Raw genomic sequence first — 24,591 nt, 5'->3', positions numbered from 1 at the left:
CATCCCCCGTTATTTCGTCTTGCGCGGCTTTTCGGTCGTCGTGCCCGAGCCCCACAAGGCGCGCGTGAGCAGGCCGCGCTTGCGGTTGCGCGGCACGAGGTCGATATCCCTGACTAGTTTCGCGCCGCCCTTGTGCCGCTCGAGCGTGATCTTGCGGGTGTGGAAGGCTTCCAGTTCGGCGCGATGCGCCACGCTGAGGATCGTGACTTCAGGCAATTCGCGGATGACCGTTGCCATCATCTGGTCCTGGCTCTTTTCGTCCAGCGCCGAGGTCGCCTCGTCCAGAACGACGATGTCGGGGCGATGCAGCAAGAGCCGCGCGAAGGCGACCCGCTGCTTTTCGCCACCCGACAAGGTCTGGTCCCAGGGCGCTTCCTCCTTGATCCGGCCGGCGAGGTAGCCGAGGCCGACCTTGTCGAGGGCGGCCTTGATCTGGTCGAGCTTCCACTTGTCGGCGGCCGCGGGGTAGGCGACCACGCGGCGCAGCGTGCCGGACGGGATGTAGGGCCGCTGCGGCAGCATGAACAACCGCCTGTCGGGATGGAAATTGACGCTGCCGCTTCCCCATGGCCACAGGCCGGCGATCGCCCGCACCAGCGTCGACTTGCCCGAACCGGATTCGCCCGAAACCAGCACCCGCTCGCCCGATTCGACGGCGACCTCCGTCTCCTTGACCACGGACGTGCCGTCGTCGAGCGTCACGGAGAGATTGTCGAGGCTGAGCATGGCGTCGCCCTTGGTCTCGCCACGCTTGATGCGCCCGAGCTCGTCGCTCTGCTCGGCACGTTCCAGCCCGTCGAGGGACATCATCAGCGAAGCGATGCGGCGTGCGGAGGCGTTCCAGTCGGCGAGGCGCGGATAATTGTCGACCAGCCAGCCGAAAGAGCTCTGAACAATGGCGAAGGCGGAGGCCGCCTGCATGACCTGGCCGAGCGACATCGACCCTTCGAGGAACTTTGGCGCGCACAGCAGGACCGGCACCACCGGCGCGAACAGGCTCGAGCCCTGCGAAACAAGTGCCGTGCGCATGTGCTGGCCGGTCAGTTGCGCCCAGCGCTTCAGCACGCCGGCAAAGGTTCTGTCGATGCCGCTGCGTTCCTCTTCCTCGCCGCCGAGCAGGGCGATGCTCTCGCCGTTTTCACGCACGCGCGTCAGCACGTAGCGGAATTCGGCTTCCGTCTGGTTCTTCTCCTCGGACAGCCGCACGAAATCGCGGCCGATGACGAACATCGAGGTCGAGGTGATCGCGGCATAGATCACCGCGGTGATGACGAGGAAGCCGGGCACGGTGATGGTCGAGCCGCCTAGCGGGAAACTCAAGGCGCCGCCGATCGTCCACAGCACCACGATGAAGGTCGAGGCCGACAGGGTGGCGACAATCACGCCGGCGACGAAATCGACGGGTGACTCGGTGGCGACCCGCAGATCTTCAGACAGGCGCGCCTCCGGGTTCTGGTGGTCGCCCTTGACGAGGTTCAGCTGATAGTAGCGGCCGTTGGCGAGCCAGCGCGCTATCACCGAGGTCGTCAGCCAGGCGCGCCAGCGGCGCTGCATGGTCATGCGCAGCCAGACCTGCGCGACGACAAGGCTGATGCTGCCAAGCACCAGCGGCACAAACACGGCGCTGAGGAAATAGACGGTATGGGCGTCGCGCTTCTCGATGGCGTCGAAGATCGAGCGGTTCCAGACATTGATCCCGTACTGGAAGCCGACATTGACGACGATCAGGATCACCAGCCCGGCCGACAATGGCCAGGCGAGCCTGTCGCCATGCCGTCCCCAATAGCCGCGCCCGCTGATCCAGAAGCGCTTCAGCAGGTATTTCTTGCGCGCCTGTTCTGCTTCCTCGGGCGTCAACTGCGGGTCGGGTTCGACGGCTTCCGGCGGCGGAGCTTCGCCTGCGATGTCGGGCGCGGCCGCTTCGACGATCGGTGCCTTCTTGTCGCCTGGCTTCTTTTTGCTCGCCTCCTCCGCGCGCGGGCGCTCGTCGCGCGGCTTTTGCCGCCGCCGCTTGGGGGCGCCGCGCGGCTTTATGCCGTCGGCCGGTTTCGATCTGGGTTTCGCCTCGGACATACGTCCCGACAACGACCTCGAAATCAAAAGGTTTCATGGCATCGGCCTCAGCGGAAGAATTCCCGCCGGCGCTTATAATCGCGTATGCAGCAGCTCGGCGACATGGTCGGCGATCGCCAGGCTCGCGGTCAGGCCGGGGCTCTCTATGCCGAACAGATTGACGATCCGCCCGGCGCCATGATCGGCCGGCCCCTGGATCATGAAATCGGCGGCCGCCTGACCCGGTCCGGATAGCTTCGGCCTGACGCCGGCATAGGCCGGTTGCAGGGCACCGTCGGCAAGATCAGGCCAATAACGCCGGATCGCCTCGTAGAAGGCAGCGCCTCGGCCGGGATCGACTGTATAGTCCACGCGCTCGATCCATTCGACATCAGGCCCGAAACGCGCGCTGCCGCTCAGATCGAGAGTCAGATGGACGCCAAGGCCACCTTCGACCGGAACCGGATAGATCAGCCGCGAAAACGGCGATCGGCCTGGAAGGGCGAAATAACTCCCGCGCGCGAGCCATTGCCGTGGGATGAGATTCCCTGGAAAGCCGTCGATCCGGCGGGCCACGGCCTGCGCATCGAGGCCCGCGGCATTGACGAAGGTGTCTGCCTCCAGGGCGAAGGTCTCGCCATTGGCATCGCGCGTTTCGATCCGGATCCCGCCGGCCTCGATCGCCGCTCCGACGACAGTGGTGAGCAAGGCAAAGGACGCGCCGGCCGCCTCGGCGTCGCCGCGCAACGCCAGCATCAGCGCATGGCTGTCGACAATGCCGGTCGACGGCGACGACAGCGCGCCCGCGCATGCCAGCGCCGGTTCCAGGCTCATGGCCTCGCCGCGCGTCAGGAACTGGAGATCGTCGACCCCGCAGCGTCGGGCATTGGCCTCGATCTTCCGCAACCCATCGATCTGGCTGGGCTCGCTGGCAACGATCAGCTTGCCGGTGCGCGCGTGGGCGACGGCGTGCCCGGCGCAGTAGGCATAGAGAAGCCGCCGCCCTTCGACGCAGAGCCGGGCCTTCAGGCTTCCCAGTGCGTAATAAAGACCGGCATGGATGACTTCGGAATTGCGCGAACTGGTGACTGTACCGATCGCGTCGGCCTGTTCGACCACAACCACCTCGCGCCCGGACAAGGCAAGCGCCCTGGCGATGGCAAGCCCGACGACGCCCGCTCCGGCGACGACACAATCGACCGTCTGCATGGCCTCTCTCAGCGTGGAGCGCCGGCCTTGAACACCTTCTCGCCGCCGATCCAGACGCTTCCTATGCCAAGATCGTCCGACAGCGCAACGATATCCGCCGCCGTGCCGTTGGCAAATCGGCCGAGCCGATGCGACTGGCCGATCGCCTGGGCCGGATAGAGCGAGGCCATACGCAGGGCTTCCGAGAGTTCGACGCCGACGACGCCGTGCAGGAACCGGATCGCCGATATCATGTCGAGATCGGCGCCCGCCAGCGTTCCGTCGGCAAGCCTGAGACTCCCGTCCTTGCGGTAGATGGTGCGGCCGTTGAGCGTGAACGAGGTCATGTCGGTGCCGATCGGCGCCATGGCGTCGGTGACCAGCACGATCTTGCCCGGTCCCTGCTTGGCGTCGAGCGCGATCCGGATGGTCGCGGGATGAACGTGTATGCCGTCGGCGATGAGCCCGGCGGACAAGGAGCCGACATCGATCGCCGTGCCCGCCAGTCCAGGCTCGCGGTTGCCGATCTGGCTCATGGCGTTGAACAGGTGGGTGACCACGCTGGCGCCCGCTTCGGCGAAGGTTTTTGCTCTGAGGTAGCTGGTGTCCGAATGGCCGAGGCTCACGACGACGCCGGCCTTCGCCAATGCCGCGACCCGCGCCGGTTCGACGGATTCCGGCGCGACCGTGGTGAGCAGCACCGGCAGCTTCCGCCGCGCCGCGATCAGCATCGCCTGGTCGGCGTCCGTCATCGGCCGGATCAACGCCGGATCATGCGCGCCCTTGCGCGCGATCGACAGATGCGGACCCTCGAGATGCAGGCCGAGGAAACCGGGTACCTTCCGCAGCGCGGCTGCTTCGCCGGCGGCGATGGCGGCAGCGGTGATCGCGGGCGTGTCGGTGATCAGCGTCGCCAGCAGCGCCGTCGTGCCGAACGGCGCGTGCGCCCGGCAGATGGTTTCGATCGAGGCGACATCGGGGTGGTCGTTGAGCATGACGCCGCCGCCGCCATTGACCTGGATGTCGACGAAGCCCGGCACCAGCATGCCGCCGCCGGCGTCCACGACACGGACGTCCGAGGGCAGGGCACCCTGGCGCACTATGGCCTCGACAAGGCCGTCGCGCACGACGAGCGCCGAGCCTTCATGCCAGTTGTCTCCATCGAAAATGCGGGCGCCTGTCAGGGCAAAACGGTCGTTCATACAGTCTCCGTCACCTTGCGAAGGTTGCGCGGCGTGTCGGGGTCGAGGCCGCGATGGCGCGCGAAAGCCTCGACGAACACGTAGAACGAGACGATCAGCGTCAACGGATCGGTCAGCGGGTGTCCGGTGGCGACATGCGGCAGGCGCGTGGCGCGGTTGGCAAGAGCTGATGTGACGAACACCGGCGCCCCCTTTGCCGCCAGGCTGTCGGCCGCCTCGGCGATGGAGGGCTCTGACGCATCGCGCGCTGCCAGCGCCAGCACCGGAAAGTCGGGGCCGATCAGCGCCAGCGGGCCGTGCATGACTTCGGCCGCACTATAGGCCTCGGCATGCATGCCGCAGGTCTCCTTGAATTTCAACGCCGCCTCGTTGGCCATCGCCGCCGACGGTCCGCGGCCGAGGATGAACAGCGATTTCTGCTTCTCGATGGTTTCGGAGAGAACGCTCATCCAGTCGCAGGCGATCGCCTTGCCGAAATGCTCGGGCAAGCCGGCAAGTGCCTTGAGAAGCGCCTCGTCGCCGGTGGAATGCGCCATCAAGGCGAGACCGGCGACGGCGGAATTGACGAAGGTCTTGGTTGCCGCGACGCTGCGCTCGGGGCCGGCCAGGATGTCGATCGCATAGTCCGAGGCCCGCGCCAGCGGCGACTCGGCGGTGTTGGTGACGGCGATGGTCAGCGCGCCCCCGGCGCGTGCGGTTTCGGCCATGGCGACGATGTCGGGGCTCTTGCCTGACTGCGAGATCGCCAGGCAGGCCGAGCCCTCGAGCCGCAGCTTGCGGCCGTAGATCGAGGCGATGGATGGACCGACCGAGGCGACGGCAAGGCCAGCGGTCAGTTCGACGGCATATTTCATGAAGGTCGCGGCATGGTCGGATGAACCGCGCGCCACGGTGACGACGAAATGCGGGTCGCGTTCCCGGATGCCGCGCCCGGCCTCGGCCAGCATGGCGCCAGAACCATCGAGCAGTCGGGCGACGGCCTGCGGGATCTCCTCGATCTCGCGCTGCATATGTGTGGTGTTGGAGGTCATGGTCGGCCCTCTTCGCTCGGCCCTGTCAGCCGCAGTTCGGCGACGAAATCATAGGCGTCGCCCCGATAGATGGAGCGGGTGAACTCGATCACCTTGCCGCTCGCCAGGTAGGAAATGCGTTCGATATGCAGGCCGGCGACACCCGGGGGTACTTCCAGCAGGCGCGCATCGTCGTCGCCGAGATTGGCGGCCGAGATGCGCTGCACCGCCCGAACCGGGCGATTGCCGGTCAGTTGCAGCGCCGCATAGAGCGACGAGCCGATGCCCGCCGGGTCGGGCAGCACGCTGGCCGACAACGAGGCGCGTTCGATCGCCAGTGGCGTGTCATTGGCGATGCGCAGGCGCGCCACGCGCGCTACCAGTTCGCTCGACGACAGGCCGAGCACCATCATCTCGTCGGGCGAGGGCGCATAGAGACCGCGGTCGAGCCATGCCGAGCGCACCGCCATGCCGCGCCGCGCCATGTCCTCGGTGAAGGAGGTCAGTCGCGACAGCGATTGCTCGACGCGCTCCATGCGTGGCGCCACGAAGGTGCCCGAGCCATGGCGCTGCACAAGGATGCCGCCCTTGACCAGATCCTGCACCGCCTTGCGCACGGTGACGCGCGAAATGTCGGCCTTGGTGGCGATGTCGCGCTCGGAAGGCAGCGCGTCGCCAGGTCCGATCAGGCCACGGTTGACCGCATCCTCGATGCTTTTCCTGAGCTGCAGGTAGAGCGGCGCGCCGCTCTGCGACGATTGCTTCAGCGCGGCGAAGATCTGGTCGGCGGCATCGCTCATCGGGCCGCCTCCGCGTGTCCGGCGAGCAGCCGCACCGCCATCTGCACCGCCCCGCCCAGCGCATCGTCGAGCGGTGGCTTGAGCAACGCCCGGTAGCGCGGCGACAGTCGTGGCGCGTAGAGCGGCGCCAGCCCGCCGAGCAGGCAAAGCGGCGCGTCATCGGCGAGGCCGAGCGCGCCGAGCGAAGCCTCGACATCGCCGACCGCCTTGTCGACGATCCAGTTGGCGACGGCATCGCCCTTCTCGGCGTGCTCGAACACTTTGGGCGCGAAGCCGCCGAAATCGCCGGGCTTGGCATTGGTGGTGAATTCCACCACGTCCTCGGGATTGTTGCGGAAGATGGCCATCATCGCGTCGGTCAGCGGCGAAGCCGCGCGCACGCCGTCATGGGCAAGCAGCGTCTGTTCGAGCAGATCGCGGCCCATGCGGGCGCCGCTGCCCTGGTCGCCGACCTGGAATCCCCAGCCGCCGATCGCCCGTGACTTGCCGCCCTTGCGGGCCATATAGGCGGTGCCGGTGCCGAGGATCGCCATGGCGCCGTCGCCCGACCCCACCGCCCCTTCCAGCGCGATTTCGGCGTCGGTCTCGACGCGGCTGGTGCTGAACGGAAGGATCGCTTCCAGCTGCTGCCGGTAGGTGCCGACATTGGCGCCGGCTAGGCCGAGAATGGCCGGTGTTTGCGGGATCAGCTCGGGATCCTGCCCGGCGGCGATGAAGGCTTGCCGCGCGGCGTCTACGATGTTCGACCGCGCCCCGGTGAGGTCGGTGCGAATGTTGGCGGCGCCACTTTTGGCGCGACCGACGACCGTACCGTCCGCTGTTGCAAGGGCGGCCCTGCAGCTGGTGCCGCCGCCATCGATACCGAGCACGAAATTCACGCGATTTCTCCTCCGGGTCGATAATACCAATAAAATACCAATAGCCAAGACTTAATTTCCGTTTCAAAAAGATTAAGCCGTATTTTATTGAAAAATCTGCACATTTCGTCGGCTCAGCGATTTCCTGTCCGCGAATTCGTTAATGCGTGTGGACAAGTGGTATTTTTTTGGTATTGTTCTGGTATTGGAGGAACACGGATGGCTGAAACGCGCACCGAAGCGCTTCACAGGAATGCCGAGGGGCTGGATATCCAGGCTCCGGAAGCCATCCTTGTTTCGCTGGCCGATGCGCAGATCGAAGCCGCGAAAGCCGTCCGCAACGCCATTCCCGCCATCGCCAAGGCAGCCGAGATCATTGCGGGCCGATTGAACGGCGGCGGCAAGCTTGCCTATGCCGCGGCCGGCAGTTCCGGCCTGATGGCGCTGGCCGATGCGTTGGAACTGCCGGGCACTTTCGGCATCCAACGCGACCGCATCGCCATCCTGGTCGCCGGCGGCGACGAGGCTTTCAGGACGCTGGCGGGCGGCCCCGAGGATGATGTCGAGGAGGCAGCCGCGGCTGTCGCCAATGCCGGCATCGGCGCCGGCGATTGCCTCATCGCGCTTTCCGCAAGCGGCACCACGCCCTACGCGGTGCGCGCGATCGAAGAAGCCGCCCGTCGCGGTGCGGCCACCATCGGCATCGCCAACAACCGGGACTCCGCCCTGCTTCGCCAGGCCGAAACCGCGATCCTGCTCGAAACGCCGCCGGAAGTGATCGCGGGTTCGACGCGTATGGGCGCCGGTACCGCCCAGAAGATCGCGCTCAACATGCTGTCGACCCTGACCGCTGTTCATCTTGGCCATGTCCATGACGGCTACATGGTCAATCTGATGGCCGACAACATCAAGCTGCGCGACCGCGCCGCGCGTATCGTCGCCGCCATCAGCGGGCGCGGCAAGGACGAAGCGGCCGGGCTGCTCGAGAAAAGTGGCGGCGCGGTCAAGACCGCAATTCTGCTCGCCGCTGGCGCCGACAGCGCCGCCGCGGCACGGAAGATGCTGGAAGAGGCTGGCCAGAAACTGCGGCCGGCCCTTTTTGCGCTCGGGCATGATCCCGAAAAGCGGGGACCGCTTTCCGGAAAAGATCATGCTCGAACAGAGAAATAGAGCCTGTTTCATCCCGATTTCCATCGGGGTGAAACGGGCTTGCGAGGGGAGCAAGGGGCCAAAAAGCCCCCGTTCTCATCAAAACCGAACCTGAAAAAGGTCAACAGGGAGACTGAGCATGACAACGAAACTACTGACGGCACTGCTTCTGGGCACCAGCATTCTCGGCTCCGCCGGGTTGGCTCACGCCGAGGACGTAACGCTCAACATCGAAAGCTGGCGCGGCGACGACCTGTCCATCTGGAAGGACAAGCTGATCCCCGCCTTCGAAGCCAAGAACCCCGGCATCAAGGTGGTGTTCGCGCCATCGGCTCCGACCGAATATGACGCCGCGCTCGGCGCCAAGCTCGCCGCCGGATCGGCCGGTGACCTGATCACCTGCCGCCCGTTCGACAAGTCGCTCGAACTGTTCAAGAAGGGCAACCTCGCCGACCTCAGCGCGCTGCCCGGCATGGAAAACTTCTCGCCTGTGGCCAAATCCGCCTGGCAGACCGACGACGGCAAGGCGAGCTTCTGCGTGCCGATGGCCTCGGTCATCCATGGTTTCATCTACAACAAGGACGCCTTCGACAAGCTCGGCATCAAGGTGCCACAGACCCGTGACGAGTTCTTCGCCGCGCTCGACAAGATCAAGGCCGACGGCACCTACATCCCGATGGCGATGGGCACCAAGGATCTCTGGGAAGCCGCGACCATGGGCTACCAGAACATCGGCCCCAACTACTGGAAGGGCGAGGACGGCCGCGCTGCGCTGATCAAGGGCACGCAGAAGCTGACCGACAAGGACTGGGTCGCGCCCTTCGAGGAACTGGCCAAGTGGAAGCCCTATCTGGGCGACGGCTTCGAGGCGCAGACCTATCCGGACAGCCAGAACCTGTTCACGCTCGGCCGCGCCGCCATCTACCCGGCCGGTTCGTGGGAGATCGGCCTGTTCAACACCCAGGCCCAGTTCAAGATGGGCGCCTTCCCGCCGCCGGTCGAGAAGGCCGGCGACACCTGCTACATCTCCGACCATACCGATATCGGCATGGGCCTGAATGCGGCTTCCAAGCACGCGGACGCGGCCAAGACCTTCCTGTCCTGGGTGGCCTCGCCGGATTTCGCCACCATCTACGCCAACGCGCTGCCGGGCTTCTTCAGCCTGAACTCCTCGCCGGTGAAGATGGCAGACCCGCTGGCGCAGGAATTCGTTTCCTGGCGCGGCAAGTGCAAGTCGACGATCCGCTCGACCTACCAGATCCTGTCACGCGGCACGCCGAACCTCGAGAACGAGACCTGGGTTGAATCGGCCAACGTCATCAACGGCACCGACACCCCGGAAGCTGCGGCCAAGAAGCTGCAAACCGGTCTCGACAGCTGGTACAAGCCGGCGAAGTAAGAGCTCAGGCAACGGAGCCGGCCGGGCGCATGCCTGGCCGGTTCCGGATACTCCTGGTTTTAAGCGTGCACCCGTTCAGATAGCGATTGTCGGCACCGCCTCGCGGCCTTACCCTTGATCTCCTTGGGAAGGCTGGCTGATCAGTCGCAGGCCTTTGTTCTTGCGGTATCGGGCAAGGATGGATGGGCCGTGCATCGAGGCATCATCTAGCATCAACATCGTCTGGAACCGAGAGACGGCGGGAACCGAACTCATGGCCGCAGAAATACGACCGAAAAGACCATTTCGCTGGCACATCGCCGTCTTCCTGGCGCCGGCCGTGCTCGTCTACACGGCGATCATGATCCTGCCGCTCGCCGGCACGCTGCAGCTGTCGCTGTTCCGCAACATCGAGCAGCACCAGGTCTTCGTCGGACTGGACAATTTCCGCACCTTGTTCGGCGACCCCAACTGGTCGGTGGGTTTCTGGAACGCGCTGAGGAACAACACCTGGTTCTTCATGATCCACATGCTGGTGCAGAACCCGATCGGCGTCATGCTGGCCGCGCTTCTGTCCAGCCCGAAACTTCGGTTCGCGGCCTTCTACCGCACGGCGATCTTCGTGCCGACCATCCTGTCCTTCGTCATCGTCGGCTTCGCCTGGAAGCTGATCCTGTCGCCGCTCTGGGGCGTGGCGCCGCACATGATGGACCTGGTCGGCCTGAAAAGCCTGTTCACGCCTTGGCTCGGCAAGGAGCAATATGCGCTGACAGCGCTCAGCCTGATCTCGGTGTGGCAGTTTGTCGGCATCCCGATGATGCTGATCTACGCCGCGCTGCTGTCGATCCCCGACGAGGTCATCGAGGCGGCCGAATGTGATGGCATCACCGGCCTGTCGCAGTTCTGGAAGATCAAGCTGCCGCTGATCCTGCCATCCATCGGCATCATCTCGATCCTTACCTTCGTCGGCAATTTCAACGCCTTCGACCTGATCTACACCGCGCAAGGGGCGCTCGCCGGGCCGAACTATTCGACCGATATTCTCGGCACCTTCCTCTACCGCGCCTTCTTCGGTTTCCAGCTGCAGGTCGGCGACCCCAACATGGGCGCGGCGATCGCCACGATGATGTTCCTGATCATCCTCGGTGGCGTCTGCGTCTACCTCTTCCTCGTCCAGACGCGCCTGCGTCGCTACCAGTTCTGAGGGGCCAGGAGATGAGCACCGCCACCCGTTCGCTGCCCCGCACCATCGGCGCCCACGCGATCCTCTTGACCTACACGGCGATCGCGTTGTTTCCGGTGATCCTGGTGATCATGAATTCGTTCAAGTCCCGCGCCGGCATCTTCGGCGCGCCGCTGACGCCGCCGACGCCGAAAACCTTCGACCTGATCGGCTACACCACGGTGATCGGCCAGGGCGACTTCATCCACTATTTCCAGAACAGCCTCGTCGTCACCGTCGCCTCGCTGTTCTTCGTGCTCCTGTTCGGCGCCATGGCCGCCTTCGCCCTGTCGGAATACCGCTTCCGCGGCAATTCGCTGATGGGGCTCTATCTCGCACTCGGCATCATGATCCCGATCCGGCTCGGCACCGTCGCCATCCTGCAATTGATGGTGGCGAGCGGGCTGGTCAACACGCTGACGGCGCTGATCCTGGTCTACACCGCGCAAGGCCTGCCGCTCGCCGTCTTCATCCTGTCGGAATTCATGAAGCAGGTCTCCGACGATCTGAAGAATGCCGGCCGTATCGACGGCCTGTCCGAATACACCATCTTCTTCCGCCTGGTGCTGCCGCTGGTGCGGCCTTCCATGGCGACCGTCGCTGTCTTCACCATGATCCCGATCTGGAACGATCTTTGGTTCCCGCTGATCCTGGCGCCGTCGGAGGAGACCAAGACGGTTACGCTCGGCGCGCAGCTCTTCCTCGGCCAGTTCGTCACCAACTGGAACGCCATCCTGGCCGCGCTTTCGCTGGCGATCATGCCGGTACTGATCCTCTACGTCATCTTCTCGCGGCAGCTGATCCGCGGCATCACATCCGGAGCCGTCAAGTGAGTTTGGAAAAGCCTCTTCGTGTCGTCGCCGCCGGGCTCGGCAATATGGGCCGCAGTCATGCGCTGGCCTACCACACCAATCCGGGCTTCGAGATCGCCGCCCTGATCAATCGTTCCGACGTGCCGCTGCCGGACGGGCTGTCGGGCTACGGCATCAGGCGTTCCTTCGACGAGGCGCTGCGTGACGAGAAGCCCGATGTCGCCTGCATCGCCACCTACTCCGACAGTCACGCCGATTATGCGGTTCGGGCGCTAGAAGCCGGCTGCCACGTCTTCGTCGAAAAGCCGCTGGCAACGACGGTGGCGGACGCCAGACGCGTCGTCGCGGCCGCCAAGGCCAACGGCAGGAAACTGGTGATCGGCTACATACTGCGCCATCATCCGTCCTGGATCCGGCTGATCGCCGAGGCGCGCAAGCTCGGCGGCCCCTACGTGTTCCGTATGAACCTCAACCAGCAATCCTCGGGCCATACCTGGGAGACGCACAAGCAGCTGATGCAGACGACGTCGCCGATCGTCGACTGCGGCGTGCATTATCTCGACGTCATGCTGCAGATCACCGACGCCAGGCCGCTCGAGGTGCGCGGCATGGGGCTGCGCCTGACCGAGGAGATCGCGCCGTCGATGTACAATTACGGCCATCTGCAGGTGCTGTTCGATGACGGCTCGGTCGGCTGGTACGAAGCCGGCTGGGGTCCGATGATTTCGGAAACCGCCTTCTTCGTGAAGGACGTCATTTCGCCGAAGGGCTGCGTGTCGATCGTCATGAAGGAAGGTGTGAAGTCGGACGACATCGACACCCACACCAAGACCTCGACCATCCGCCTGCACAGTGCGGCGACCGGCGCGGACGGCAAGTTCGCCAAAGCCGACGAGATGCTGTCGATGGAAGGCGAACCCGGCCACCAGGACCTCTGCGATCTCGAGCAGGCCTTCGTGCTGAAGGCGATCCGCGAGGATCTGGATCTCACCAAACACATGGACGACGCGGTGAAGTCGCTCGCCGTCTGCCTTGCCGCCGACGAGAGCGTGCGCAGCGGCATAGCCGTCAAACTCTAACGACAGGAACAAAGCCGTGGGTTCGCTGAAGATCGAGAATGTGAAGAAGGCCTTCGGGCCGGTCGAGGTGCTGAAGGGCATCGACCTCGAAGTGACCGATGGCGAATTCGTCGTCTTTGTCGGCCCGTCGGGCTGCGGCAAGTCGACCTTGCTTCGGGTCATCGCCGGGCTGGAGGATTCGACTTCCGGCCGGGTGTTGATCGACGGCGAGGATGTGTCGGTCACGCCGCCGGCCAAGCGCGGCATCGCCATGGTGTTCCAGACCTACGCGCTCTACCCGCATCTGACGGTGAAGAACAATATGGGCCTTGGCCTCAAGCAGGCCGGCACACCCGCGGCCGAGATCGACCGCCGCATCGGCATCGCCTCGTCGATGCTGTCGCTGGAGCCCTATCTGGAGCGGCGCCCTGCCGAACTCTCCGGCGGCCAGCGCCAGCGCGTCGCCATCGGCCGCGCCGTGGTGCGCGAGCCAAAACTGTTCCTCTTCGACGAGCCGCTGTCGAACCTCGATGCCGCACTGCGCGTCAACACGCGTCTTGAAATCGCGCAGCTGCACCGCCGGCTGAAGGCAACGATGATCTACGTCACTCACGACCAGGTCGAGGCGATGACACTGGCCGACAAGATCGTGGTGCTGAACGCTGGCAGGATCGAGCAGATCGGTGGCCCGATGGAGCTCTACAATGCGCCGGCAAATGAGTTCGTCGCCGGCTTCATCGGCTCGCCGAAGATGAATTTCATCGATGGTGGGCGTCTTGGCGAAACGGCCAAGACCATCGGCGTTCGGCCGGAGCATCTGACGGTCGATCCGAGATCGGGCGCCTGGAAGGGAACGGTGGTGCACGCCGAGCATCTCGGCGCCGACACCAACCTCTATCTCGACTGCGAGAAGGCCGGGCTGATCACGGTGCGGATTTTTGGCGTCTATGATGCCGAGCCGGGCGCGACGCTCTATGCGACGCCGGATCCGGCGAAGACCTATCGGTTTGGCGCGGATGGGAAGGTGCTGAAATAGGCAGGATGGCGCTCCTTCCTCTCCCCCGATCGACGGGGTAGAGGAAGGGCGCGAACCGCCTTCTCTCCTTCCGGAAACCAAAAGGAGAGAACGGAGAAGTTGTGACTACACGTCGGCCTTGAACGTCTGCTTCTGCTGGCCCAGGCCCTCGATGCCCAGTTCCACCACATCGCCGGCCTTCAGGAACACCGGCGGCTTCATGCCGAGGCCGACGCCGGGCGGCGTGCCTGTCGAAATGATGTCGCCGGGATGCAGAGACATGAACTGGCTGAGGTAGGACACCAGATATTTGACGCCATAGACCATGGTCTTGGTCGAGCCGTTCTGCATGGTCTTGCCGTTGACGGTCAGCCACATTTTGAGGTTTTGCGGATCGGCGACTTCGTCCTTGGTCACCAGCCACGGGCCGGTCGGGCCGAACGTGTCGCAGCTCTTGCCCTTGGTCCACTGGCCCTGGCGCTCGGCTTGGAAGGCGCGCTCGGAGACGTCGTGGGCGACGCAATAGCCGGCGACATAGTCCAGCGCATCGGCTTCGCTGACATATTTTGCCGTTTTGCCGATGACCACGGCGAGTTCGACTTCCCAGTCGGTCTTCACCGAACCGCGCGGGATCAGCACGTCGTCATCCGGGCCGACAATGGCCGAGCTTGCCTTCATGAAGATGATCGGTTCCGGCGGTACCGTGGCGCCGGTCTCGGCGGCGTGGTCGGAATAGTTGAGGCCGATGCAGATGAACTTGCCGGTGCCGGCGACGCAGGCGCCGAGCCGTGGCTTGCCGGAAACCGCCGGCAGCGACTTCGGATCGAGCTTGCCCAGCATCTCCAGCGAGGCCGGATGCAGCACCGTTCCGGCAATGTCGGCGACATGGGCGGAGAGATCACGGATCGTCCCATCCGCATCGAGCAGGCCGGGACGTTCGCTCCCCACCTCGCCATAGCGCAGCAGTTTCATCTAAATCCTTCTCCTGGTTGCGGCCTCGCGGCCTTTTGCAAATTCTCCGCCGAGGCGATGGCTTCCTTGAAGAGCCGGGCGGACCCTACCCATCGACCTGAGCCCGGGCAAGCGCGGACATTTGGTGAGCGGGCCCGCGCCCCGGATTTTCAGACTTCCCGATCTTCCGAACGCGGCGAAGGATCCTGATCTTCCTGTTTGTCCGCGATCTCTCGGCGTCCGATGGTCAGATCGACCAGCCGCCGTCGATATTGTAGGCCTGTCCGGACGTATAGGTCGCCCCGGCCAGGTAGACGGCGAGGTCGGCGATTTCCTCCGGCGTGCCGAGCCGGCCCATCGGCTGGCGGGCGATGAAGGCGGCGCGGGCGGCCTCATAGTCGCCTTGCGCATGCATGCGGTCCTGCAGCGACGGGCTTTCGACCGTGCCGGGGCAGATGGCGTTGCAGCGTATGCCCTTGCCGACATAGTCGGCGGCGACGGCCTTGGTCAGGCCGATGACCGCGGCCTTGCTCAGGCCGTAGACGAACCGGTTCGGCACGCCCTTGGTCGAGCTCGCCAGCGAGGCCATGTTGATGATGGCGCCATCGCCGCGCTCCAGCATGCCGGGCAGCACGGCGCGGATGGTGCGCACCATGGCGCGGACATTGAGGTTCAGCGCGAAATCGAGATCGCCATCCTTCATCTCGAGGATCGATCCGGAATGGACGAAGCCGGCGCAGTTGAAAAGCACGTCGACGCGGCCGATCTCGGCAAAGGCCGTATTGACGGCCTCGTCGTTCAGCACATCCAGCTTGCGGGTCTTGATCCCGGACGTCTTGGCGAGTTCGGCGAGCAGCGCCTCGTTGATGTCGGTGGCATGGACGGTGGCGCCAGCCTTGGCGAAGGCCAGTGCGCTCGCCTTGCCGATGCCTTGCGCCGCCGCCGTGATGACAACGACCTTGCCTGCCAGATCCGCCATGCTTTTCTCCTCGCTCCTCCGGATTATCCGGATTTACCGGCGTCCTGCCACGGCGTCGTGTGCCAGTAAGGCATCACCATGCAGCCTGGGTCGCCGTCAGTTTACAGATAAAGATGTTTTTTCTCGTTAAAGAACATGTGTCCGGGCGTCAAGCCCGAACGCGATCACCATTGCGACAGCACGGAAACGTCAGTCGCCGTAAGGCACCCAGACGTTCTTCACCTCGATGGCGCGGCGCAGGAAAGCATCGCCCGCCGCTTCCCCGGATGCCCAGTCCAGGCTGCGGCCATTGCCGCTCCAGACGCGCTTGAGGTTGCCGATGGACTCGGCTTCCGCCTTGGCGCAGGTCTCCGCATCGGCGAATACCCAGAGCCCGTCGACATCGTCATGCCTGGCCAGCACGCCGGCAAGCTCGCCGCTGCGTCCGGTGACGATGTTGATGGCGCCGGCCGGAACATCGGAATACTCGATCACCTGATAGAGGTCGGTGGCGAGCAGCGGATAGCGTTCGGACGGCACGGCGACCACGGGGTTGCCCATCGCGAGCGCCGGGGCGATGAGCGAGATCAGGCCAAGCAGCGGCGAGGCATCGGGGGCTACGATGCCGATGACGCCGACCGGCTCGTGCAGGGCCAGCGTCACGGCGCGAGCCGGCGGCTGATGCACGCGGCCCTCGAACTTGTCGGCAAGACCGGCATAAAGGAACAGCCGCTCGATCGACTGCTCGACCTCCTCGCGCGCGGCCTTGGCCGTCACGCCTGTGAGCTGCACGAGGCGGGCGGCGAACTCATCGGTGCGGCCGGACAGGTTCTCGGCAAGATAGTAAAGCACCTGCGAGCGGTTATAGGCGGTCGCCTCCGGCCAGGCCTTGCAGGCACGGGCGGAGGACACAGCGTCGCGGATGTCCTTGCGGCTGCCGAGCCCGACCTCGCCGGCCAGCTTGCCCTTGGCAGTAGCGACGGCCAGCGAATAATTGCCGTCCGGCCGTACCTGCTTGCCGCCGATGAACAGCTTCGCCGTGCGGTCTATTGCCAGGCCATCGGCTTGCTCGACCGGTTGCGCCGAGACAGTCGCGGCCTTGATGACCGGACCGAGCGGCAGCCTTGCCGCGAGATACTCGAACATGCCCTCGCGCCCGCCCTCGCGTCCGAAGCCGCTCTCGCGGTAGCCGCCAAAGCCGCAGGCGGCGTCGAACATGTTGGTGCCGTTGACCCAGACGACGCCGGCCTTCAATTGCGGCGCGACGTGCAAGGCCAGATTGACGTTCTCACTCCAAACCGAAGCCGCCAGTCCATAGCGCGTGTTGTTGGCGAGTTCGATCGCTTCCTCTGTATTGCGGAAGGTCATGGTCGCCAGAACCGGCCCGAACACCTCTTCCTGGGCAAGGATGTTAGCCGGCGAAACACCGGTGGCCAGCGTCGGCAGATGGTAATAGCCGGAGGACGGCAGCGCCGCGTCCGGCTGCCAGCAGATGGCGCCCTGTTTCGCGCCCTCGGCGACCAGTCCCTTGACGCGGTCGAGCTGTGTGATGTCGACCAGCGGGCCGATATCGGTGTTCTTGTCGAGCGGACTGCCGACGCGCAACCTGCTCATCCGCGTCTTGACCTTGGCGATCAGGGCTTCGGCGATGCCTTCCTGCACCAGGAGCCGCGAACCGGCGCAGCAGACCTGGCCCTGGTTGAACCAGATGCCGTCGACCAGGCCTTCCACGGCGCTGTCGAGATCGGCATCCTCGAAGACGATGAAGGCCGACTTGCCGCCGAGCTCCAGCGAAAGCTTTTTCCCTGATCCGGCGGTGGCTTTCCTGATGATCTTTCCCACCTCCGAGGAGCCGGTGAAGGCGATCTTCTGGATGCCGGGATGATTGACGATGGCAGCGCCCGCTTCGGGTCCGCCCTGCACGATGTTGACGACACCTTTCGGCACGCCAGCGCGTTCGCAGATCTCGGCGAACAGGATCGCGGTCAGCGGCGTGAACTCGGCCGGCTTCAGCACCACGGTGCAGCCGGCGGCAAGCGCCGGCGCGATCTTCCAGGCCAGCATCAGCAGCGGGAAATTCCACGGGATGATCTGGCCGACGACGCCGACGCCCTTATGGCCTGGAAAATCCTTGTCCAGTGCCTGCGCCCAGCCGGCATGATGGATGAAATGGCGGATCGCCAGCGGCACGTCGATGTCGCGGCTTTCGCGGATCGGCTTGCCATTGTCGATTGTCTCCAGCACCGCGAACAGGCGCTGGTGGCGCTGCATGGCGCGGCCGATCGCGTAGAGCACCTTGGCGCGCTGGTAGCCTGAACTGGCGCTCCATTTCGGCAACGCCTTGGTGGCTGCCGCGACCGCCGCCTCGATATCGGCCGCACTGGCGTCCGAAACCTTGGCCAGCAGTTTGCCGGAAGACGGCTCGCTGGTCTCGAAAGTCTTGCCGCCGGACGCGGCCTTCCAGGCACCGTCGATGAACAGCGCCTTGCCGAAATCGCGCGCGGCAAGCCACGCATCGGCCTCATTGCGGGCTTCCGGGGCCGGGCCGTAGTCCATGGCGTGATAGCGGTCGAGAATGTTCATTGTGTGCCTCCGTCACCCTCCCTTTCAAGGGAAGGGTCGATCGGCAAAGCCGATCGGGGTGGGTGCTCAAGCCATCGCGTGGCGGTGATTGGCCGAATAATGCCCGGTCAGATGGTGCTCCAGCTGGCGCTCGATATCGGTCAGCAGGCTCGAAGCGCCGAAGCGGAACAGCTCGGGTTCGAGCCACGGCCGGCCGAGTTCTTCCTTCATCAGCACCAGCCAGTCGAGCGAGGCTTTCGCGGTGGAGATGCCGCCGGCCGGCTTGAAGCCGATGAGATAGCCGGTCTCCTCGAAATACGCCCTGATGGCGCGCACCATGGCCAGCCCGACAGGCAGCGTCGCATTGACGCTTTCCTTGCCGGTTGAGGTCTTGATGAAATCGGCGCCCGCCATCATCGCCACCATCGAGGCCAGCATGACATTGCGCAGCGTGGCGAGGTCGCCGGTGCCGAGAATGACCTTCAGATGCGCGTCTCCGCAGGCGGCGCGCATGGAGACGATCTCATTGTAGAGCTCCCGCCACTTGGCGCCGAACACCAGCCCGCGCGGAATGACGACGTCGATTTCATCGGCGCCGTCGCGCACCGAAGCCTCGATTTCCTGCAGGCGCGTCGACAGCGGCGCAAGGCCATGCGGAAAGGCCGTGGAGACGGCGGCGACATGGATGCCGGTGCCGCGCACGGCGTCGACGGCGGTGGCGACAAAGGGATGGTAGACGCAGACCGCCGCGGGCCGGATGGTTTCGCCGGAAATGCCGAGGCCTTCGACGATATCGCGGCGCAGCGGGTTGATCGCCTTGGCGCAGAGCCGGCGCACCCGCTCCTCGGTGTCATTGGAATTCAGCGTCGTCAGATCCATGCAGGCAATGGCGCGCAGCAGCCAGGCCGCCTGGTTGTCGGCCTTGATCGAGCGCCGCTTGGTCAGGCTGGCGACGCGCCGTTCGAGTGCCGAGCGGTTGACGCTGCGCACCGATTCCATGAAGCCGAGATCGAGCTTCATGCCGGGATTGCGCGCGATGCGATGATCCGGCGGTATCGGGGTGTTGGCGGCGGCGCGGGCCGGCAGCGGCGTCACCTTCGACGCGCTGGTGCCGGGCTCGGCTTCGCGGATCGTGTTGCTCATTTCCTGCCCTTTCTCGTTTAGGGCGATACTTACACGATCGTTTGGACCGAGGCCACAAGCTGATGTCGGCCCGCGCGCCGGCGCAAGCCTGCTCGGCTGCCGGCTTGCGCGCCGCCGCGCCGATTTCAGCCTCGATGCATTCGGGTTCGGCGTGCTCCGGCTCATGCGCGCTGCGGTATTTTCGGTCGGGATGGAGTGGCCCCACCTATCCCGGCAGCCTATCCGATATCAGGCGTTCGCCTGGAAGGCGGCATGTCCCACAGCGTGGGCGGCAGGCCTCAGCCGACGAAGGCGCGCTCGACGACGAAAGTCGCGGGATGGCTGAGCGAACCTTCCTGGAAGCCGAGGCTCTCGGCAAGTTCCTTGACGTCCTTCAGCATATGCATCGAGCCGCAGATCATGATGCGGTCGGTCTCGGGATTGAGCTTCTCGATGCCGAGGTCGGCGTAGAATTTGCCGGAGCCGATCAGCGCGGTGATGCGGCCCATGCAGGCCGACTCTTCGCGGGTCGTCGAATTGTAGAGCGTCACGCGCCCGGCGGTCAGCTCGCCGATCAGCGGGTCGCTTTCAAGGGCTGCGACCAGCTCCTGGCCGTAGGTGAGTTCGGCATTGTCGCGGCAGGTGTGGGTCAGGATCAACTGGTCGAATTTCTCGTAGGTGTCGGGATCGCGCAGCAGGCTGGCGAAGGGCGCGATGCCGGTGCCGGTCGAGATCATGAACAGCCGCTTGGCTGGCGTCAGCGCATCGACCACCAGCGTGCCGGTCGACTTCTGCCGCATGATCACGGTATCGCCGACCTGGATCTTCTGCAGTTCCGAGGTCAGCGGGCCGTCCGGCACCTTGATCGAGAAGAATTCCAGCTCTTCGTCCCAGGCCGGGCTCGCCACCGAATAGGCCCGGAACACCGGCTTCTCGGCATTGGGCAGGCCGATCATGACGAACTCGCCGGAGCGGAAGCGCAGCGATTGCGGACGGGTGATGCGGAACGAGAACAGCCGGTCGGTGTAGTGTTTCACCGAGACGACGGTTTCGGCATAGACATTGGCCGGAATCGGAAACTGCAGCGGGCGGGCGCCGGCGGTGTTGAAGGCGGATGTGGTGTTCATCAAATCCAACTTTCTGGCCCAACCGGGGCGCTGGCGCCAAACCTTTTCCTGCGCGCCCGAACCATTCAGGTTCCGGCGTGCTGCTCGCACACTCCAAGGCGGTAAGCTCTTGTGTCCGGAATTTATTAGTATACAAACGATATTTGCGTCAAGATACCGTCGCGAAACACCTTTCCAAACTGTGCCGTATCCGTAGTCCCAGCATTTCGGGTTTCGACAATGAAAGAGAATTTTTCGGTGCAGCCGCCGGATTCCCTGGGCAGCGTCGTGGCCGGCATCGATGTCGGCGGAACCTTCACCGACCTGCTTCTGATCGACGGCAGGCACGGCGGCAAGGTGCACATCGCCAAAACCCCGACCACGGTCGACAACCAGGCCTTCGGCGTGGTTTCGGCACTCGGCGCCACCGGATTTCCCATCGACGGCATCGACCTCATCGTCCATGGCACCACCACAACGACCAATGCGGTGCTCGAGCGCCGGCTGGCCAGGACCGGCATGATCACCACGCTTGGTTTTCGCGACGTGATCGAGCTTGGCCGGCGCACACGGCCGCAACCCTATGGCATGACTGGCACCTTCGTTCCCGTCATCCCGCGCAATCTCAGGCTCGAAGTGTCGGAGCGCGTCGAGGCTTCGGGTGCGGTGCGCACGCCGCTCGACGAGGCCGGGATGCGTGAAGCGGTGAAGACGCTGATCGCGGCCGGCTGCGAATCCCTCGTCATCCATTTCCTGCACGCCTACGCCAACCCTTCGCACGAGCGGCGCGCCGCCGAGATCGCCGCCGAGCTCTGGCCGAACGGCTACATCACCACGGGCCATGCGCTGCTGTCGGAAGCGCGCGAATTCGAGCGCGGCGTTACCGCTTCGGTCAACGCCTCGGTGCAGCCGATCCTCGAGCGCTATGTCGAGCGGCTGCGCAAGGAATTGGCCGCCAAAGGCTATGCCCGCGACTTCCTGATCATGAACGGCAATGGCGGCATGATCTCGGCCCGCTTCGTCACACGTGAATCGGCCAAGACCGTCATGTCCGGTCCGGCCTCCGGGGTGATTGCCGCTGCCTATACGGGCAAGCGCGCCGGCTTCGAAAACCTCGTCACCTACGACATGGGCGGCACCTCGACCGACGTGGCGCTGATCCGCAACGCCGAGCCGGCGGTCTCGAACGAGATCGAGATCGAATATGCCATGCCGATCCACGTGCCGATGGTGGCGGTGCACACGGTCGGCGCCGGCGGCGGTTCGATCGCGCGCGTCGATGCCGCCGGCCTGATCCAGATCGGCCCGGAAAGCGCCGGCGCCAATCCCGGCCCGATCTGCTATGGCCGCGGCGGCCTGGAGCCGACCATCACCGACGCCAATCTGGTGCTCGGCCGGCTCACGCCGAAGAAGCTGCTGGCCGTCGAAAACCCAGTCACCGTGGAGCGCGTCACCGGCATCTTCGAAGACAGGATCGGCAGGGCGACGGGCCTGTCCGGCGTCGAGGCGGCGGGTGCGGTGCTCAGGCTCGGCAACATGAAGATGGCCGGCGCCATCCGCATGGTGTCGGTGTCGCGCGGCCATGACCCGCGCGATTTCGCGCTGTTCGCCTTCGGCGGCGCCGGTCCCCTGCACGCCACCGCGCTCGCTCGCGAGCTCGGCCTGCCCAAGGTGCTGGTGCCGGCGCGCCCCGGCATCACCAATGCGCTAGGCTGCGTCGTCGCGGACCTGCGCCACGACTTCGTCAACACCGTCAACCAGCCCGTGGCCGTGCTCGATGAAACCCAACTTCACGCTGTATTGGAACGGCACCGAAACGAAGGTGAGGAGCTGATCGGCAAGGAAGCGGTGAAGCCGGAGACGATACGCGTCACCCATTCCGCCGACATGCAGTTCGTCGGCCAGACCCACATCATCAACGTGCCGCTGCCGTCCTCGACAGTCAGTCGCAACGAGCTGCAGGCCCTGTTCGAAAAAGCCTATTTCGCCCGCTTCAAGGTCGAGCTGCCGGAGATCCGCGCCAACCTGGTCAACCTCAACACCTCGGTGACCGGCGTGCGCCCGGCGATCGACCTGTCGCGGCTGATCGATCCGGCGGGGCGCGCGAAAACGCTGGACGAGGCACGGCGTGAGATCCGCCCGGTCTGGTATGCCGGGCGCTGGCACGACACGCCGGTCTATATCAGGGAAAAACTGCCGCTCGATGCCGTCATCCAAGGCCCGGCGATCCTCGAACAGATGGACGCCACGACCGTGCTTGAACCCGGCGATCGAGCGCGCTCGGATGCCGACGGCAACATCATCATCGACATAGGCGAGGCCTGAGATGCCCGAGGCAAAGCTCGACGCCATCACGCTTTCGGTTCTCCAGGCCGCCTTGCAGCAGGTCTGTGACGAGATGGACCTGACCTTTTCCCGTGCCGCCTTCTCGCCAGTCATCGCCGAGGCCAATGACCGCTCCGACGGCATCTATTCGGCGGTCGACGGTTCGCTGATCGCGCAGGGCAGCCAGGGCCTGCCGGTGTTCGTCGGCGTCATGCAGTATTCGACCAAAACGGTGATCGAGATGATCGCCGACGGCCGCTGCCTGGCTCCGGAGCCTGGCGACATCTACATCGTCAACGATCCCTATCTCGGCGGCACGCATCTGATGGATGTGCGCTTCGTCATGCCGGTCTACCGGGGCGGCAAGATCTTCTGCTGGCTATCCAACACCGGCCATTGGCCTGATATTGGCGGCTCGGTGCCGGGCGGCTTTTCCGCCTCCGCCACTGCCGTCGAACAGGAAGGCCTGCGGCTGCCGCCGGTAAAACTGTTCAAGAAGGGCGTGCTCGATCCCGAGATCTACGCCATCATCTGTTCCAACATCCGTGTCGCCGACCAGCGCATCGGCGATATCAGGGCCCAGGCCGCGGCGCTGCTGATCGGGCAGGACAGGCTCAACGGAATCCTTGATCGTTACGGCGACGAAACTGTTGTCGAGGCGATCGCCGAGCTGCGCCGCCGTGCCGCCGAGCAGATGCGCGCCAACATCGCGGCCATTCCCGGCGGCACCTACCGCTCGAAAGCCTTTGTCGATTCCGACGGGGTGGTCAATGAACCGCTGACCATCGCGCTCGCCGTCGAAAAGCAGGGCGATACGCTGACCTTCGATTTTACCGGTTCGTCGAAACCTTGCGCCGGACCGATGAACAGCGTGCTGGCAACGACCCTGTCCTCGGTCTATCTCGCCATGCGGCACATCTTCCCGGATGTGCCGATTAGCGCCGGGGCCTTCGAACCCTTGATCGTCAAGCGGCCGGAAGGCACTTTCCTGGACGCCAAATACCCACGCCCGGTCTCGGGCTGTGCGGCGGAAGTCTCGCAGCGCATCGCCGAGGCGGTTTTCGCGGCCATGGTGCAGGCGCTGCCGGACAAGGTGACGGCCGCCCCCGCCGGCTCCAGCGGCAATTTCGCGCTCGGCGGCAACGATCCGGCGCGCGGCCGCGATTACGTCATGTACCAGATCTCCGGCGGCGGCTATGGCGGCAATTCGGGCCATGACGGCCTGACCAATGGTTGCTCGACCATCGGCATTTCCAAATCGCCGCCGGTCGAGATCATGGAGCAGGCTTTTCCCGTGCTCTATCGCCACTATGCCTTGCGCGAAGGCTCCGGTGGCGCCGGCAAGCATCGCGGCGGTTTCGGCCTCGCCTATGAGGTGGAAATCCTGCGCGGCGATGCGCGCGCCTCCTTCGTCATGGATCACGGCCGCTTCGGCCCGCAAGGCGCGCTCGGCGGCGGGGATGGCGCGGTCAACACCGTCACCGTCTTCCGCAATGGCGAGGAACATGTGCCGCCGCATCTCTCCAAGGAGCAGGACATCCCGCTCAAGGCCGGCGACCGCGTGCGCGTCGGCACGCCTGGCGGCGGCGGTTATGGCGATCCGCGCGAGCGCGACGCCGATCAGGTGCAGCGCGACGTGGCGCTGGGGTACTACACCTCCGAGGAAGCCGCCCAGAAATTCGGCGTGGTCCTGTCGGCGGACGGTCTGACAATTGACCGCAAGGCGACGGACAGGCAGCGCGCCGGCTAAACACCGCCAAGCGCCATGACACAGAGCGGTCACAGCGCCGTGATCGCCGCAGCACATGTCGTTTCCGTCACCGC

General features: G+C 65.0%; 19 protein-coding genes. 8 read left to right on the top strand and 11 right to left on the bottom strand.

The genetic code is table 11. From position 1 onward, the window contains the following. Positions 1–9: 9 nt before the first annotated feature. From EB230_RS03925 to EB230_RS03900, 6 genes are all read right to left on the bottom strand, one after another. Positions 10–2,073 carry an ABC transporter ATP-binding protein/permease gene (locus tag EB230_RS03925; protein ID WP_056573834.1) on the bottom strand — a complete coding sequence of 688 codons (2,064 nt, stop codon included), beginning with the start codon at positions 2,071–2,073 and terminating at the stop codon, positions 10–12. A 72-nt stretch (positions 2,074–2,145) separates the two neighbouring features. Continuing rightward, entirely contained in the window at positions 2,146–3,261 is a 1,116-nt protein-coding gene (locus tag EB230_RS03920; RefSeq protein ID WP_172371441.1) for an NAD(P)/FAD-dependent oxidoreductase, read from the bottom strand. Positions 3,262–3,269: 8 nt separating this feature from the next. Further along, positions 3,270–4,442 (bottom strand): N-acetylglucosamine-6-phosphate deacetylase, encoded by a 1,173-nt coding sequence (gene nagA / locus EB230_RS03915; RefSeq protein ID WP_172371440.1) that lies wholly within the window; start codon positions 4,440–4,442, stop codon positions 3,270–3,272. After that, the gene (locus EB230_RS03910) at positions 4,439–5,473 is read right to left on the bottom strand and encodes an SIS domain-containing protein (RefSeq protein WP_172371439.1); all 1,035 of its coding nucleotides are present in this window, start codon (positions 5,471–5,473) and stop codon (positions 4,439–4,441) included. The genes nagA and EB230_RS03910 overlap by 4 nt, the downstream gene beginning before the upstream one ends. Beyond that, positions 5,470–6,252, bottom strand: coding sequence for a GntR family transcriptional regulator (locus tag EB230_RS03905; protein WP_172371438.1), 783 nt, complete (start codon positions 6,250–6,252; stop codon positions 5,470–5,472). Before EB230_RS03905 ends, EB230_RS03910 begins: the two co-directional genes overlap by 4 nt. Beyond that, entirely contained in the window at positions 6,249–7,130 is an 882-nt protein-coding gene (locus EB230_RS03900) for an N-acetylglucosamine kinase (RefSeq protein WP_065005454.1), read from the bottom strand. Before EB230_RS03900 ends, EB230_RS03905 begins: the two co-directional genes overlap by 4 nt. 198 nt (positions 7,131–7,328) lie before the next feature. On the opposite strand from EB230_RS03900, the gene EB230_RS03895 reads away from it, so the two are divergent. From EB230_RS03895 to EB230_RS03870, 6 genes are all read left to right on the top strand, one after another. Next, positions 7,329–8,279, top strand: a complete 951-nt coding sequence (locus EB230_RS03895) for an N-acetylmuramic acid 6-phosphate etherase (protein WP_172371437.1) — start codon at positions 7,329–7,331, stop codon at positions 8,277–8,279. A 118-nt stretch (positions 8,280–8,397) separates the two neighbouring features. Further along, the gene (locus EB230_RS03890) at positions 8,398–9,657 is read left to right on the top strand and encodes an ABC transporter substrate-binding protein (RefSeq protein ID WP_056573814.1); all 1,260 of its coding nucleotides are present in this window, start codon (positions 8,398–8,400) and stop codon (positions 9,655–9,657) included. A 253-nt stretch (positions 9,658–9,910) separates the two neighbouring features. Continuing rightward, entirely contained in the window at positions 9,911–10,840 is a 930-nt protein-coding gene (locus EB230_RS03885) for a sugar ABC transporter permease (protein ID WP_065005453.1), read from the top strand. Between the two features lie 11 nt (positions 10,841–10,851). After that, the gene (locus tag EB230_RS03880) at positions 10,852–11,691 is read left to right on the top strand and encodes a carbohydrate ABC transporter permease (protein WP_010912697.1); all 840 of its coding nucleotides are present in this window, start codon (positions 10,852–10,854) and stop codon (positions 11,689–11,691) included. Next, positions 11,688–12,749 carry a Gfo/Idh/MocA family oxidoreductase gene (locus tag EB230_RS03875; protein WP_056573807.1) on the top strand — a complete coding sequence of 354 codons (1,062 nt, stop codon included), beginning with the start codon at positions 11,688–11,690 and terminating at the stop codon, positions 12,747–12,749. The genes EB230_RS03880 and EB230_RS03875 overlap by 4 nt, the downstream gene beginning before the upstream one ends. 16 nt (positions 12,750–12,765) lie before the next feature. Continuing rightward, positions 12,766–13,764: an ABC transporter ATP-binding protein gene (locus tag EB230_RS03870; RefSeq protein ID WP_172371436.1), complete on the top strand. Its 999-nt coding sequence runs from the start codon at positions 12,766–12,768 to the stop codon at positions 13,762–13,764. A gap of 105 nt (positions 13,765–13,869) precedes the next feature. On the opposite strand, the gene EB230_RS03865 is transcribed toward EB230_RS03870, so the two are convergent. The 5 genes from EB230_RS03865 to EB230_RS03845 form a co-directional block, all read right to left on the bottom strand. Then, entirely contained in the window at positions 13,870–14,715 is an 846-nt protein-coding gene (locus EB230_RS03865) for a fumarylacetoacetate hydrolase family protein (RefSeq protein ID WP_056573802.1), read from the bottom strand. Positions 14,716–14,941: 226 nt separating this feature from the next. Beyond that, positions 14,942–15,673, bottom strand: a complete 732-nt coding sequence (locus tag EB230_RS03860; protein ID WP_065005452.1) for an SDR family oxidoreductase — start codon at positions 15,671–15,673, stop codon at positions 14,942–14,944. A gap of 189 nt (positions 15,674–15,862) precedes the next feature. After that, positions 15,863–18,235 carry an aldehyde dehydrogenase family protein gene (locus EB230_RS03855; RefSeq protein WP_172371435.1) on the bottom strand — a complete coding sequence of 791 codons (2,373 nt, stop codon included), beginning with the start codon at positions 18,233–18,235 and terminating at the stop codon, positions 15,863–15,865. A gap of 66 nt (positions 18,236–18,301) precedes the next feature. Beyond that, entirely contained in the window at positions 18,302–19,357 is a 1,056-nt protein-coding gene (gene deoC, locus EB230_RS03850; RefSeq protein ID WP_056573791.1) for a deoxyribose-phosphate aldolase, read from the bottom strand. Between the two features lie 278 nt (positions 19,358–19,635). Further along, positions 19,636–20,463: a ferredoxin--NADP reductase gene (locus tag EB230_RS03845; protein WP_056573788.1), complete on the bottom strand. Its 828-nt coding sequence runs from the start codon at positions 20,461–20,463 to the stop codon at positions 19,636–19,638. Positions 20,464–20,682: 219 nt separating this feature from the next. On the opposite strand from EB230_RS03845, the gene EB230_RS03840 reads away from it, so the two are divergent. Together EB230_RS03840 and EB230_RS03835 are read left to right on the top strand one after the other, a co-directional pair. Next, positions 20,683–22,767 (top strand): hydantoinase/oxoprolinase family protein, encoded by a 2,085-nt coding sequence (locus EB230_RS03840; protein ID WP_172371434.1) that lies wholly within the window; start codon positions 20,683–20,685, stop codon positions 22,765–22,767. 1 nt (position 22,768) lies between these two features. Further along, entirely contained in the window at positions 22,769–24,517 is a 1,749-nt protein-coding gene (locus tag EB230_RS03835; protein WP_172371432.1) for a hydantoinase B/oxoprolinase family protein, read from the top strand. Positions 24,518–24,591 lie beyond the last annotated feature (74 nt).

The organism is Mesorhizobium sp. NZP2234 (assembly GCF_013170765.1).
Classification (GTDB): Bacteria; Pseudomonadota; Alphaproteobacteria; order Rhizobiales; family Rhizobiaceae; genus Mesorhizobium; species Mesorhizobium loti_D.
Note: the sequence above shows the minus strand (reverse complement) of the source record. Positions and strands in the feature narration are given on the sequence as shown.